Consider the following 13,307-nt stretch of genomic DNA (forward strand, 5'->3'; position numbering starts at 1 on the left):
CTATCGTCCCTAAATTACGCGTAAACCGGGAAATCAGGATTCGGGAAGTTCGAGTCATCGGTCCTGACGGCGAGCAATTAGGAATATTGCCGACCGTAGAGGCATTCAATAAGGCACAGGAAGGGGGCTACGATTTGGTTGAGGTTGCCCCGACCTCGCAGCCTCCGGTTTGCCGGATCATGGACTATGGGAAGTATAAGTTCGAGCTCAGCAAAAAGGATCACCAGAGCCGGCGGCATCAGAAATCGACGCAGGTCAAAGAGATCAAGCTGCGACCGCGCACCGACAAACATGATCTTGAGATTAAAATCCGGCAGATCAAAGAATTCCTGGCCGACGGGAACAAGACCAAAGTGACCCTGACGTATCGCGGACGCGAGATGGCCAACCAGGAAATGGGCCGCACAATGATGACGAGTGTGATTCAGCAGTGTATGGAAGCGGGAACCGTTGAGTTTGCGCCGAGGATGGAAGGACGGAGCCTGATCATGATTTTGGCTCCCAAATAGCGTGCATTACGCGCGCAAGGAAGGAATGACAGTATGAAGATCAAGATGAAAACCCACAGCGGCGCGAAGAAGCGGTTCCGACGCACGGGAACGGGCAAGCTGGTTCGTCGAAAGGCCGGCGGCCGGCATTTGCTGACCGGCAAGCCACGCGATCGCAAGCGGAGCCTGAAGGGGGCCACGGAGGTCTCCTCTGCGTCAACGCCCGCGTTGAACAAGTTGCTTCCGCAGTAACGATGATTGTGCCGTGAATAGGATCTGAAAGGAGTCGCGTCCCATGCCTCGTACAAAAGGTGGTCCCAAAACACGACAGCGGCGAAAGAAGCGCCTGAAACTGGCGAAAGGCCAGTATGGCGCCAAAAGCCGGCTGTTCCGAACAGCAACTGAATCGGTCGACAAAGGGCAGGCCTATGCCTACTCCGGGCGAAAACATCGCAAGCGCGACTTCCGCCAACTCTGGATTGCGCGCATCAGCGCCGCCACCCGGTTGCACGGCATCGCATATAGCCGCTTCATGAACGCATTGAAGAAGGCGAATATCTTGCTGGATCGGAAAGTCCTATCCGATATGGCGATCCGGGATATGGCGGGATTCGAGAAACTCGTCGGGGTGGCCAAACAGCAACTCGCTACTGCGGCGAGCTAGTCGTTACCTCTCACTGTCCGTGACGGGAACATCTTATTCAACGGATGTTCCCGTCACGCTTCATCCAGCAATCGATCGACTTCCAGTTCCAACGCAACGGTCGGCACCCCGATTTGCCACTGTTCCAACACCTCCGGGTGCAATTCTCCAAGCAGGCCGATGGCTCGTCCATCCAACATGATCCGTCCTGCCCTGCCCTCAAGAAACGAGGGATGAGGAACCGGCTCCAAGGTAAAAGACCGGTCCAAATAATAGAGCAGCAAATCCAAACAGGAATGGATTTCTGAAAAGTGCGCCCCGGCATGCGCGATGACCGCACCCAACATGGTAATCGTCCGTGACCCGACATCGGCGCGAGCATCGGGTACAGCCACCTCACCGACCTCGAACATCCGATGCGGATAAAACGCCCGGCTCGAATTGGTCTCCACCTGCAACAACGAAGGGGTGATCCACTGGCGCAGGCACGAATAGCTAAGCGACATCACATTATCCACTTCCACGACTTTCGCCCACTCAGTGCCATCCAAGCGCATGCGCGTGCAAAAATCCTGGTGAGACCCCATGATGTTGGAAATGATTTCCTGAAATTCCATCCCCACCATGAGATGACGAACCCGGTCGGCCATGTGCTCCAACCGCGACAGCCCTCCCACCGTGAACTGCGAGGGCATGACTGGAGCAAACCGTGCATAACCCTGACTGATGGCCACATCCTCAACCACATCCACAGTATGCAGCAGGTCATTGCGGTACGGCGGCAACTGCACGGCGACTTTGGGTCCGGCTGATTTCACCGTGTAGCCATAGGACTTGAGCGCCGTGGTAACTTCTTTGCTGCCTAACGCTTCTCCCAGAGCGGTTTCAATGGCCTTGAGCGGAATAGTCCGCGGCGCGCCGAAATCGATCGGTGTGTGCCAGCGTTTCCCGAACGCGGTTTTCACCGGCGACTGAATTTCCACCGGCGCAATGACGGCGCCCCGATCGGCAAGGTTCGCCGCAAAAATATTCAACGTCAGCGCGACCATCTGGAGATCTGTCCCTGTCACCTCTACGAACAGCTGATCGTCTCCCACCTGCACCTCTCCGATCTCACGGCTGTTGATGATCGGTGGAAACGACAAGACCTGCCCCTTGGCATCGCGCAAGACCGGGAGTCGATCGTGGCCACTCACGATTCCGCCATACTCCACCCCTTTGGGATGGACCAGGAGGATCTCGCGCAGGGTCATCACCGTCTGCATACCCAACGGCGTGAATCGCACGTCATCCGGCTTCACCAGGTCGTACGAGACAGGAAACACAATCGGCGCCAGACGATAGAGGCCGATGGACACGGTGCGACGCTTGCGTCCGAAAATGTCGGCCAGCTTTTCCTGCGTCTGAATCAATTGAGTCAGACCAGACGCCGTCACCCGATAACCGATCGCTGTACAGGCTGCCACATAGGGACGGATTTGCTCCAGACCCGGGGCCACCACGAGTTTTTCAGCCACGCGTTTCTGTTTCTTGAAAAAGGGATAGGATATCGCGCTGCCCTGCTGCTTGGTCCTGATCTGCCGTGCGATTCCTTCGCAACACCACAAGTCAGGCCGGTTGCTGTCCTGCAACTCAATCCGCAGTTCACCGGTGTCGGTGTTGTGCCCCTTCAACTCGCCTTTCACCAACATCAGCCATTGCTCAAGCTGGTCGATCGACATGCGGGACGGCGTTTTGTCCCGCCCCGCGATCAACGCCTCAAGATCGTCTCGTTGTAGGGAAATAGTGGGCATGGTGTACTGGTCCTAAAAGCTTCCCCGCATCGTCCGAATGAATTCCAGATCAGCCGAGAACAGGTCACGAATATCATGAATACCCAACGCCACCATCGCCATACGATCCAGTCCGAGTCCCCAGGCAATCACCGGCACCGAGACGCCGAGCGGCGCCGTGACTTCAGGGCGGAACAATCCCGCGCCCCCCAGCTCCATCCAGCCAAGCTTCGGGTGACGCACATGCATCTCGACCGACGGTTCAGTGAACGGGAAATAGGCCGGAAGAAATTTCACTTCCTTGGCCTGCGCCACTTCGCGGGCGAACAGGTTCAACAATCCCAACAACGTCCGGAAGTTGATATCCGAACCTAACACGATGCCTTCCACCTGAAAAAAATCGGTCGCATGAGTGGCGTCCACCTGGTCGTACCGAAAACAGCGGGCGATGGAGAAGTACTTCCCCGGCACGGACGGGCTCGCCGCCAGCCTGCGCGCAGAGACGGCAGTCCCTTGGCTTCGCAACACCAACCGCTTGGCCCGCTCCGCGTCGAACCGATAGCCCCAGCCGGTTGATCCCGCCCCCGTTCCCTTTTCGTGGACCTGCGTCACATTCGTCAGATACGGTTCGGCGATGTCACGGGCATGGGTCGGGTTTTTCACAAAGTAGACATCGTGGATATCCCGCGCGGGATGAAATTGCGGCATGAACAACGCGTCCATATTCCAGAACTCGGTTTCAACGAGCGTCCCACGCATTTCCTGAAACCCCATGCTGACCAGCTTGAGCTTCACAAGATCCAGAAACTCCCGGTAGGGATGCCGTTTCCCGGCTGCGATCCTCGGGGCTCGCAAACTGATCGTATATTTCCGGAACTGCTTCGTCCGCCAGGCGCCTTCCTTGAGGAGTTCGGGCGTCAATTGCGAGACTTCTTCGGCCACGCCGTCGCGCGACAGCTGATCAGCCGCCTCCTGGCCGGTGTGCGTCAGGAGAAACGACCGCGTCACCCGTTCATCGACCCGAAAGGGCTCGCGCGCATTCCCACGTTTGACCGCATGCTGCTGAAGTACGGCCCGCAGCGGTTCAGCAAACGTCTGCAACTCACGTGGCCCGCTCCGCAATTCCTGCAACAGGGCGCGCATCGCCTCTGCCGTGGCACTATTCCGCCCGGTACTTTCAAGGCATCCGCCCTGCACGATCAGGATAGCCCCTTCTTTCTTGAGGGTCCCGACCGCCTTGCTGACATCCGACGGTTCGAGCGCTTCTTTGGCCTGGATATCCTGAATCGTCAGGCGTTTGCCGGTTTGCCCGGCTTCCCGCGCCGCCGACAGAACCCGTTCAATTGGTGAGTACTTCTCGAAAAACACCTCACCGGTCGGCGTCAGCGAAGCGATATACGCAACGGTTTCCGCGTGCACGGCAATCAGGGATTTGGCTAAAAGCCATTCGACGGCCATGCTCAACTGCGAGGGTTCTAGCCCGGTGGATGCCGCGAGTTGATCAAGCGTGGAAGGCGAACCAGGCTGCGGGGCCAAGGCCAGCAGCACTTTGCTTTCGAGAGGATGAAGGTTATCCATGAATGACGGTGCGGTCCGATGCCTCTTCTAACGCCGGGCGGCGGTAATCCTGTTGGTCCGCGGCGGTGGTACATGACCGACTCTGAGCGCCGTAATGGCGGCGGCATAATCATGATGGGAAAACACGGCGGATCCCGCCACCAACACGTCGGCCCCGGCCTCAAGAATCGATTCCGCGTTGTCCGGTTTCACGCCCCCATCCACCTCAAGGAGCGCGTGGCTGTGGGTCCGGTCGATCAGGGCTCGCACGTTGGCAATCTTTGGTAAGGACGCGGGAATAAATTGTTGTCCGCCGAACCCCGGGTTCACGGACATGATGAGGATGAGATCGGCATCGCAGACGATTTCTGACAGGGCGATCGCCGGCGTGGCTGGATTCAAGGTGACACCAGCCTTCACACCACGCTCCTTGATCAATTGCACGGTCCTATGCAGATGGGGGCAGGTTTCCACGTGAACGGTGAGATAGTCGGCGCCTGCTTCGGCGAACTCCCCGATGAACGCATCCGGATTGGTCATCATGAGATGCACGTCCAGCGGCAGGCTGGTGACTTTTCTAAGGGCTTCAACAACCGGGGGCCCGATCGTCAAGTTCGGCACGAAGTGCCCGTCCATCACATCCACGTGCAACCAATCGGCACCCGCCTCTTCGACCCGGGCAACCTCTTCGGCCAGGCGCGCAAAGTCGGCCGACAGAATAGAAGGCGCAATACGTACATTCCCGCCGGCCATCACTCGCTCCTCCGCACACGGGCGGCAAAAAACGCATCCATGTTATTCCTATTGGCCATCGTAGACAGGTCCCCTCGAGGGGTCAGAAACGGCAGACCGGCTGGGGGTAACCAGGGCGCGATCGCGTCGCGCTGAAATTCACGATGAGACTGACAGAACTCGTCGATGACCGATTCGGTTTCTTCCGGCTCAATCGAGCAGGTACTATAGACCAACACCCCACCAGGTCGCAAGAGACGACTCGTCGCGGCGAGCAATTCCAGCTGCGCCTGCCGGTGTTGCGCGATGGAGTCTGGCGTCTTGTACCACTTGGCCTCGGGATGACGCCGCAGCACGCCGAGGCCAGTGCACGGCGCATCGAGTAAAATCCGATCGAACGGACGCAGCCACATCTCAGGCGACGAAGTGGGGCCAGTGCGCTTCCTCGGCGCCACCCCCACACCTATCAAGTGACGGATGTCACCCACGATTGGCGTGACGATCTCCACCCCCAGGCGGCGGCAATTGTCCCTCACCAGGTCCAGGCGTGAAGCGGCCCGGTCTACCCCCACGATTTCGCCTCGATTCTCCATAAGCGCGGCGAGATGCGTCGCCTTGCCGCCAGGCGCTGCGCAGGCATCCAACACACGCTGACCCGGCTGCACATCCAACAGCAAGGGCACCAGTTGCCCCGCCTCATCCTCGACATAAAAATGACCTGCCGCATATCCAGGCAGGTCTGCGACCGAACCGGTGCCGCCTAATTGAATGCCGACCTCGCTGATCGACGTCGGTCCGGCTTCTACCTGCGCCGCGTCCAAGTCGGCCAATAACGCCGCCCGGGTGGTTCGAAGCCGGTTCACGCGAAGTGTGAGCGGAGGGACTTCAACCGAGGCCCGGCACAAGGCTTCGGCTCGTTCGGCCCCCCATTGTCGACACCAACGTTCCACGAGCCACGCCGGGCAAGAGTACCGAACGGCCAATCCATCGACGAGATCCTTCGCGAGATCCGGCCACTCCGGCGGCGACGCTCGCAGCATGGCCCTCAACACGGCATTGACGAAGCCGCTCCAGTCTCGCCCGAGACGCCGGCGTAGCTGTTTCGTCATTTGCACGGATTCGTTTACCGCCGCTGAATCCGGCACCCGGTCCAGATACAGCACTTGATACGCGCCGAGACGCAACATGATTTGCACGAGGGTGGGAAGTTTGGCGATGCGCCGATCGGACAAGAGGCCCAGGCGCCAATCAAGCGTCGCGCGATACCGCAACACACCGCGAACCAGCTCTACCATGAATGCCCGATCGCGGAGATCCAACCCGGCTCCGGTAGAGACCTGATCGAACAAATGATCATCCAACAAGCCGGCCTGATCGATGGCCAGCAGCGCCTTCACGGCGGCATGCCGCCCGGGAGATACGGCCTGACCGGATGACGTTGGCTGCGGCGGATCAGTTCCCATATGGAGCAGGCGTGATCATCGCTGGCAGGTCGTGAATAGAATGGGCGTGACCGCTCTCGGTCAGCTCTGTGGTGGCAAACCAGCTTGCAGGCTGATGCCTTCCGACACACGATGGCCTGCCAGGTATTGCGCCATCGTCATGCGGCGGCTATTGGATGGCTGGATATCAAGTATGTGAATGGTCCCGCGGCCGGTGGCCACATCGACGCAGTCTTTGGTCACTTTCGTGATCGTGCCCGGAGTCGCCCGCTGAAGCTCATCGCCGACTGCAACCCGCCACAGCGTCCACCGCTCGCCGTTCACAGAGGTAAAGGCGCCGGGCCAGGGAGAGAGGCCGCGGACACGATTCGCGATGTCTGCGGCCGACAGAGTCCAATCGATCTGTCCATCTTCCTTCTTCAGGAGCGGGGCCATCGTCGCCTGCGAATCATCCTGCCGTTCCGGCGTGAGCGTCCCGGCCGTGAGGCGACGCAACGTCTCGACTAACAACCGCCCCCCCACCTCTGCGAGACGAGGTGCCAGCGTGCCGGCGGTATCGTCGGGACGAATCTCCACAGTCTCACGCAGCAGCATGTCGCCGGTATCCATCCCTTCAGCCATAAACATGGTCGTGATACCGGTTTCCCGTTCACCTCTGATAATGGCCCATTGCACGGGACCCGCCCCGCGATACTTCGGCAACAGCGATCCGTGCACATTGATACAGCCTCGCGGAGGTAAGGCCAAAATGACGGGCGGCAGGATACGGCCGAAGGCAGTCACCGCAATGACATCCGGCTTCCACTGGCGTAACGCATCCAAAAAGGCAGGATCTTTCATCTTCAGCGGCTGGAGTACAGGAATTCCCTCTCGCTGGCAGACAATTTTCACCGGGGAAGGAATGACATCCTGCCCACGACCCTTCGGCCGATCAGGCTGCGTCACCACACCCACGACCTGATCGCCAGACGTGAGCAACGCCTCCAACGAAGGCACGGCGAATTCAGGTGTTCCCATGAATACGATACGCATGCTCAGGCTTTATCATTCTCCCCTCACGAATGCAATTCTGGTAGCGGCTTCCTTGACTCTCGTTTCACACGCCTGTTAGTATCCTGTCGCGGGGTGGAGCAGCCTGGTAGCTCGTTGGGCTCATAACCCAAAGGTCGTCGGTTCAAATCCGGCCCCCGCAACCAACCTTTCCCGCTTCTTTTTCAACCTCTTACAGCAGCTTCAGTCTCGGACTCAGTACTCCTGGGCGAAGCCGACTGTGCTCACTCCCAGCGGAACGCGATCCAAGATCTCTACACCAGCACGCAAACTCTCAGGATGATGATGGGCATACCGCATCACCATGGAAATGGTTTTCCATCGTCCGAGTTTCTGCACGGTGTAAATATCGACTCCGGCCTGCACAAGACGGGTGGCGAAGGTATGGCGCAAATCGTGACAACGAAATGTTTTCACCTCTGCCTTGCGCATGACAGGATAGAACACGCGAAGCAGATTTCGCGCATCCATCCCATTGCCCTCGCCGTTGAAGACCAGGCAATGGCTTTTGAGCGAGCGGACCTACGGTAATTTATCGAACTCCTGTACGAACCACTGTGGGGCAGCCCCGACTTGTTACCAAGGCGGGGACCGGCCTTTAGGAATGTGGTCTGGAGAGCACACTCGCAGCGTCCCTCCAAGGTCGATCCAGACGAGCTTCTGTCGAACCACGCCAAAGGCTTTCTCTCCCACTTCTCTCGCGACGATCGTAATCGCCTCAGCGTTCCCATCCATGGCCATACTTATCAGGACCGCCCCAGGGTACGTACTTTGAGCCGGTCGTCATTTTGTCTGCGGCGCAAATTTCGATGAGCGTCCGTTCTTGGTTGGCAACTTTGAATTCTGATGTCACGCTGAATGCTCATGACATCACACGCGCCGTGCAAGCATGGCTTGCAAAGCGGGGCGGTGGTTTATTTAAGCGTGCGGTCGCCATACCCTTGAAGCCTTCATGATAGAAGGGGGATAATTATTGATCGATGACACAGCCCTCTCACAGATTGCTGCTACTCACCATTGTCGTTCTGGGAATCGGACTGTTTTTCCTGGATCTCTATCTTCCGCTGGGTATTGGTAACGGCGTCCTGTACGGCGGCCTCGTCGTGCTGTCGCTGGCCTCGCCGGACCGAAAAGTTCCGCTCATTGTGGCCGGTGGTTGTTCAGTACTCGCCCTGTCGGACGTATTTCTCGGGGTCACTCTGCCAAATGTTCCGCTCTGGATGGGGATCAGCAACCGGTTGTTTTGCCTGACGACGATATGGGGCCCGGTCATCTATTTCCTCCAGCGCCGGAAGACCGAAGAAGCGCTTCGGAAGGCGCATGATGAGCTCGAGATTCGTGTCAGGGAACGCACTCGCGAGCTGGCTTCGGTCAATGAGGCGCTCGTCGAAGAAATCGGCGAACGGATGGAAACGGAACGATCACTTCGTGAGAGCGAAAAGTCATTGAAGGCGAGCGAGCAGGAGTTGCAGCAAAGCCGTGAAGAACTCCGATCTCTCGCGGGCCAACTTTTGAGGGCTCAAGAAGAGGAACGTCGCCGCATTGCGCGAGACCTGCATGACGACGTGAACCAACGGTTGGCCATGGTGGCGATGGATTTGCGGCGAATCGAGAAGGACGAGATCGGCGATAGAGCGGCCATCATGGGAATGATTTCATCGATCACCGAGAGGCTGACCAGGGTCTCGGACGATGTGAGACGGCTGGCCTACCGCTTCCATCCCTCCATCCTGGATGATTTGGGGCTGACTAAAGCAGTCCGGCGGTTGGTCGATGATTTTTCCGCCAGCACGGGACTGGAAGCGGTGTATGTGCACCGCGATCCCGTGACCCCAGTGCCGACCGACCTTGCGACGTGCGTATACCGGATTGCGCAGGAAAGCTTGACCAACGTGGCCCGTCATGCGCACGCATCGGAGGTAGAAGTAGAACTGATCTGCGACGAGGGGATGATCACCCTCTCGATTCGTGACAACGGGATCGGCTTCGATCTATCGCCAACGTCGCAGGAGCGTGGGCGCCTCGGTCTATTGAGTATGAAAGAACGGGTACGACTGGTGCGGGGAACTTTAGATGTGATGGCAGCGCAGGGCTGCGGGACACATGTCGAAGTACACGTGCCGTTGTCAGGGAGTCATTATGGCTAAGCCGCGCGTGTTATTGGCCGACGACCATTCGTTAGTACTGGAGGGTTTTCGCCGCATTCTCGAGGCCCAATGCGAGCTCGTGGGCATGGTGGAGGATGGACGAGCGCTCCTTGAAGCGGCACGGAAGCTGGAGCCCGACATTGTCATTCTCGATGTATCCATGCCGCTGTTGAACGGTATCGATGCGGCCACGCAGATGAAAAAAGTTCAGCCGTCGGTCAAGGTCATCTTTGTGACCATGCATTCCGATGCCGATTATGTGCGATCCGCCTTCGAAGCGGGAGCCTCGGGGTATCTGCTGAAGCGGTCCGCGGTCGATGAATTGGAGCAGGCGATTCGGGCGGTATGGGCCGGGCATACCTACATCACCCCCCTGATTGCCCAAGACCTGCTCGACGTATTGCTCACCACTGGATCAAGACACCCTCAACAGAAAAAAACGCTCACGTTTCGCCAGCGTGAGGTCTTACAGCTGTTGGCCGAGGGCCGGACGGTGAAGGAGATTGCTCTTCGGTTGAAGATTTCGACGAGGACGGTAGAGTTTCACAAGGCGCAGGTCATGGAGCAGTTGAATCTGCGCACCACGGCAGATTTGATCAAATATGCACTGACGCATGGAGTGCTGGCCTCTTCGTAACCCCCTCCCGAGGTCTCGCATAGATTGCCGCAGTTTCTACCTCGTAATCTTCTGTTCAAAACTATCGGCCTTTACGAGTTCCCCATTCCAGAGAGGTGCCTTACAAGGGAAGTCCTGATGGAGGACCCCTCGAAGGAGGGCCACTATATGCCGTAGGCACATGAAGTGTGACCAATGAACCGGAATGAGTTTTTAGTCGCCTTGTTTGGTCGCCCGGTCTGGTTCCACTGCAAACGGTGCCAACGAGTGAAAGTGGTAGAGACGGAAGACGCCTCCAAGGAAACCTGGCAGGATCAAGCAGAGGCGATGGGAAGGTACGGGGTCTGCCCTGAAGACCTGTGGTGGTTTGATACCGTATGCGATCCGTGTCAGATCCGGCAAAGCCGCTGAATTCTGTTCTCTGTTCTTTTGTCCTGCCGACCTTGAAACGCCAGACAACGTCGAGCCGGATATTGTCTCCGAGTGCCGGTCTGTGCACGCCATCCGTCGATTTCGAACCAACCTTCATCAGGCAATCTCAGCCCGGGCCACGCGAGGATGTTTTGGTAGCCACCAACTGTGCTACTGCCAACCTGTCTCCATGAAGGGGGACACCCCGAGCCGCTGTGCCGGATTTGCGCTAGAAATCGTTCCATCCCGCTCTTCCGTTAGAGCCTATCGGACCATTGAAATCGAGTTAACGCTGGCAATATCAATGGATTGCGGGAAAACTACGCCTCAATCAAGCCCCTGCAAGGTTTCGGTTTTCAGAATTATCAAAGCGAGGGTGGCATTGAGGCAGACGAGGTGCGGGAGACGCCCTCGTAAGAGGCAATGGGGGGATGTCGCTGCCAATTATAGGATGTTTAAGAACCGGTTCAATATCTATTGATACCTACTGCGAACTACAAACCGGCACATCCTGGTCCTTTCGCTGATCCATTGGCCTACTGTTCACCTCTGTAACGGCAATGGAGACGCCAGTCTTATCTTGGACCGCCTGTTGCAACCGGGGAATCATCTTGCTCAGAAGAATGTGATAGACATCGGCATACCGTTCTTCAGTCACCTGCTCCAGAGTCAGCTGCGAAGATATGTCCCGCCAATTGCTTCCCACCTCATCTTTCATCAATTGCGAGGATGGAGACGGCTTTCCCTCCGACAAATCTGCTCGACTCGCGACAATATAGTACAGGGCTTCAACTGGCTGCCTGTCCTCGGTGCAAGCAACGGCCTTAAACACACGGGTATCGCGCTCATCAAACGTCCCCGGTTGAGCTAGCCCGCCTCCTGTCCATGTCAGGGATAGCAAAACCAACCCGCTCCCAGTAAAGAGATAGCGACCCCATCGGCTTAGGCCGGACCGCTCCAGGATGGCGCTCACCGGTAATACACATGCACTGGAGAGAAGTGCTGTGCCCATACTGTTCCTTTCTCAAGCGCTCGGACCATTTCCGGCCTTGATGGTGACCTGTTTCATGTGGATGTCTTGTGCTCGGCCAATCACTAGACGAAGCTTCAATTGAGCGGCCTCGACATGAAAAAACGCACCCCCGGGTCCTGTAGCCGAGGAACCGGACTGAAATAGCATGCAGCCTGCCGTCCCTTCGTTATACATGCCATGAGAACCAGATAGCGAAACGTTCGCGCAACATCCTGTTCCCGTGGCTGGAGGTAATGGGATCTGATAGCAGACAGCGGGTCGGTGATGCCTCTTGCTCATTCAAGCCCAAATGAACCAACTTGCAAAGAATGGCCTCCCCTCCATTGTGTCCTCAACGCTCGTGACATCCCTTAGAAACAAGACTTTGCCTACCTGAGCAGATCAGTTGAGTGAACAGAAAAATCGCTTACTATCTCACGCTGAAAGTAGGTGTAGCAGTTCACAAAGGCCGGACTTTCCGGAAAGACGCATAGTACGCCAACCAGTTGCCCGCACAACAATGCCCAGTGCGCAGCGAAGAGCGCTGATTGAATTGGGCAGAGTCCTTTATTGCGCAATGAAGCGAGCGAGGCGCCGGAAAACACGACTGTCAGGCTTTGGATGGAAGGTCCATAGCTGCACACATATTCATGCGTGGTAGCAAATAACAGGCGAATTCCTTCTAATGACCGATATCCGCTATGTCGGCAGACCGGACACACCAGGGCGCACAGTCCCAAGCCAGTCAGAGACCGCATTCTGGAATCCGGTTCCATTTTTCCATCACAGCCCGGTCCCGGACAGAGCGGTGTTTTGCTCTGCAGGATCGACGTCACTTTCGCCGGGTGCACGGGAAATTCCGCCATGATCACCCTCCAGGCATAGTGTCCACGCCTCGAGTCGGCTTTTGTTACACTAGGGTGAAACGATATGGAGGGAAACCCCACTAGGCAGTCCCCTAGCTTTCTGATCGCTCGCCCCCGCTTATCAGTGAACACGCTGGAGCAGATGGGATAACCACGCGCAGGGGAAAAAGATAATTTCAATCACTCGACTATAGTCGCCGGAATTCGCCCCTCGCTGCTGGCCGGAAGAATTGATGTCACGAAAGAGGTCGTGAGCGGCCGTCTCGTGCCGTCATCGAGCAGCACACGTCTCACGGATGGGCATTTTACTATTGACCGACTGATAGGGAGGCTTGAGAAGGCGTTGGACCAGGCGTTGTATGACAGTTATCACCGTCTGTGGGGGACAGGTGATATGCCCCTGAAATTCGGTCCGGAAAGAGATTGTTCAAAACTACTCGATTATGAATGGCGGCTGGAAGAACGGCTTCGATCGCACCAGGCGCCCTCCGGTATCTGCCAATAACACGCGAACACCTTGCCTAATGAAGTATTGCGGCAAGGTTTACTGCCCATCTGTCACGCTGATTCA

At 57.3% G+C, this 13,307-nt stretch carries 14 protein-coding genes and 1 tRNA gene; 7 read left to right on the forward strand and 8 right to left on the reverse strand.

The window, feature by feature from the left end; translation table 11 throughout:
• Positions 1–2 precede the first annotated feature (2 nt).
• Genes infC through rplT form a run of 3 tightly spaced genes read left to right on the forward strand, consistent with a single transcriptional unit; the run spans position 3 to position 1,152 of the window.
• The gene (infC, locus tag GDA65_17560; protein MBA5864491.1) at positions 3–509 is read left to right on the forward strand and encodes a translation initiation factor IF-3; all 507 of its coding nucleotides are present in this window, start codon (positions 3–5) and stop codon (positions 507–509) included.
• 33 nt (positions 510–542) lie between these two features.
• On the forward strand, positions 543–740 hold the full coding sequence (rpmI, locus tag GDA65_17565; protein ID MBA5864492.1) for a 50S ribosomal protein L35: 198 nt from the start codon (positions 543–545) through the stop codon (positions 738–740).
• A 43-nt stretch (positions 741–783) separates the two neighbouring features.
• A complete protein-coding gene (gene rplT, locus GDA65_17570; GenBank protein MBA5864493.1) occupies positions 784–1,152 on the forward strand; it encodes a 50S ribosomal protein L20 in 369 nt (122 codons plus the stop codon).
• A 53-nt stretch (positions 1,153–1,205) separates the two neighbouring features.
• Here rplT and GDA65_17575 read toward each other — a convergent pair whose 3' ends face one another.
• The 5 genes from GDA65_17575 to GDA65_17595 are packed head-to-tail and all read right to left on the reverse strand — an operon-like array spanning position 1,206 to position 7,666.
• Complete coding sequence (locus GDA65_17575) at positions 1,206–2,924, reverse strand: phenylalanine--tRNA ligase subunit beta (GenBank protein MBA5864494.1); 1,719 nt, start codon at positions 2,922–2,924, stop codon at positions 1,206–1,208.
• Positions 2,925–2,936: 12 nt separating this feature from the next.
• A complete protein-coding gene (locus tag GDA65_17580; GenBank protein MBA5864495.1) occupies positions 2,937–4,481 on the reverse strand; it encodes a phenylalanine--tRNA ligase subunit alpha in 1,545 nt (514 codons plus the stop codon).
• A gap of 27 nt (positions 4,482–4,508) precedes the next feature.
• Positions 4,509–5,213, reverse strand: coding sequence for a ribulose-phosphate 3-epimerase (locus GDA65_17585; protein MBA5864496.1), 705 nt, complete (start codon positions 5,211–5,213; stop codon positions 4,509–4,511).
• On the reverse strand, positions 5,213–6,655 hold the full coding sequence (rsmB, locus tag GDA65_17590; GenBank protein MBA5864497.1) for a 16S rRNA (cytosine(967)-C(5))-methyltransferase RsmB: 1,443 nt from the start codon (positions 6,653–6,655) through the stop codon (positions 5,213–5,215). The genes GDA65_17585 and rsmB overlap by 1 nt, the downstream gene beginning before the upstream one ends.
• Positions 6,656–6,715: 60 nt before the next feature.
• Entirely contained in the window at positions 6,716–7,666 is a 951-nt protein-coding gene (locus tag GDA65_17595; GenBank protein ID MBA5864498.1) for a methionyl-tRNA formyltransferase, read from the reverse strand.
• Between the two features lie 87 nt (positions 7,667–7,753).
• Here GDA65_17595 and GDA65_17600 point away from each other — a divergent pair.
• Positions 7,754–7,830: transfer RNA gene (locus GDA65_17600), tRNA-Met, on the forward strand.
• A 49-nt stretch (positions 7,831–7,879) separates the two neighbouring features.
• Here the strand turns inward: GDA65_17600 and GDA65_17605 are convergent.
• Positions 7,880–8,155, reverse strand: a complete 276-nt coding sequence (locus GDA65_17605) for a tyrosine-type recombinase/integrase (protein ID MBA5864499.1) — start codon at positions 8,153–8,155, stop codon at positions 7,880–7,882.
• Between the two features lie 509 nt (positions 8,156–8,664).
• On the opposite strand from GDA65_17605, the gene GDA65_17610 reads away from it, so the two are divergent.
• Complete coding sequence (locus tag GDA65_17610; protein ID MBA5864500.1) at positions 8,665–9,831, forward strand: hypothetical protein; 1,167 nt, start codon at positions 8,665–8,667, stop codon at positions 9,829–9,831.
• A complete protein-coding gene (locus GDA65_17615; GenBank protein ID MBA5864501.1) occupies positions 9,824–10,468 on the forward strand; it encodes a response regulator in 645 nt (214 codons plus the stop codon). Before GDA65_17610 ends, GDA65_17615 begins: the two co-directional genes overlap by 8 nt.
• An 874-nt stretch (positions 10,469–11,342) precedes the next feature.
• Here the strand turns inward: GDA65_17615 and GDA65_17620 are convergent.
• Positions 11,343–11,870: a hypothetical protein gene (locus tag GDA65_17620; GenBank protein MBA5864502.1), complete on the reverse strand. Its 528-nt coding sequence runs from the start codon at positions 11,868–11,870 to the stop codon at positions 11,343–11,345.
• Positions 11,871–12,259: 389 nt separating this feature from the next.
• Positions 12,260–12,736: a hypothetical protein gene (locus tag GDA65_17625; protein MBA5864503.1), complete on the reverse strand. Its 477-nt coding sequence runs from the start codon at positions 12,734–12,736 to the stop codon at positions 12,260–12,262.
• 190 nt (positions 12,737–12,926) lie between these two features.
• On the opposite strand from GDA65_17625, the gene GDA65_17630 reads away from it, so the two are divergent.
• On the forward strand, positions 12,927–13,241 hold the full coding sequence (locus GDA65_17630; GenBank protein MBA5864504.1) for a hypothetical protein: 315 nt from the start codon (positions 12,927–12,929) through the stop codon (positions 13,239–13,241).
• The last annotated feature ends 66 nt before the right edge of the window (positions 13,242–13,307 follow it).

Source organism: Nitrospira sp. CR1.1 (assembly GCA_014055465.1).
In the GTDB taxonomy this organism is placed as follows: domain Bacteria; phylum Nitrospirota; class Nitrospiria; order Nitrospirales; family Nitrospiraceae; genus Nitrospira_A.

Coding starts and splice junctions, on each gene's coding strand:
- rpmI (MBA5864492.1), top strand. CDS start 543: ATGAAGATCAAGATGAAAACCCACAGCGGCGCGAAGAAGCGGTTCCGA.
- rplT (MBA5864493.1), top strand. CDS start 784: ATGCCTCGTACAAAAGGTGGTCCCAAAACACGACAGCGGCGAAAGAAG.
- GDA65_17575 (MBA5864494.1), bottom strand. CDS start 2,924: ATGCCCACTATTTCCCTACAACGAGACGATCTTGAGGCGTTGATCGCG.
- GDA65_17580 (MBA5864495.1), bottom strand. CDS start 4,481: ATGGATAACCTTCATCCTCTCGAAAGCAAAGTGCTGCTGGCCTTGGCC.
- GDA65_17585 (MBA5864496.1), bottom strand. CDS start 5,213: ATGGCCGGCGGGAATGTACGTATTGCGCCTTCTATTCTGTCGGCCGAC.
- rsmB (MBA5864497.1), bottom strand. CDS start 6,655: ATGGGAACTGATCCGCCGCAGCCAACGTCATCCGGTCAGGCCGTATCT.
- GDA65_17595 (MBA5864498.1), bottom strand. CDS start 7,666: ATGCGTATCGTATTCATGGGAACACCTGAATTCGCCGTGCCTTCGTTG.
- GDA65_17605 (MBA5864499.1), bottom strand. CDS start 8,155: ATGGATGCGCGAAATCTGCTTCGCGTGTTCTATCCTGTCATGCGCAAG.
- GDA65_17610 (MBA5864500.1), top strand. CDS start 8,665: ATGACACAGCCCTCTCACAGATTGCTGCTACTCACCATTGTCGTTCTG.
- GDA65_17615 (MBA5864501.1), top strand. CDS start 9,824: ATGGCTAAGCCGCGCGTGTTATTGGCCGACGACCATTCGTTAGTACTG.
- GDA65_17620 (MBA5864502.1), bottom strand. CDS start 11,870: ATGGGCACAGCACTTCTCTCCAGTGCATGTGTATTACCGGTGAGCGCC.
- GDA65_17625 (MBA5864503.1), bottom strand. CDS start 12,736: ATGGCGGAATTTCCCGTGCACCCGGCGAAAGTGACGTCGATCCTGCAG.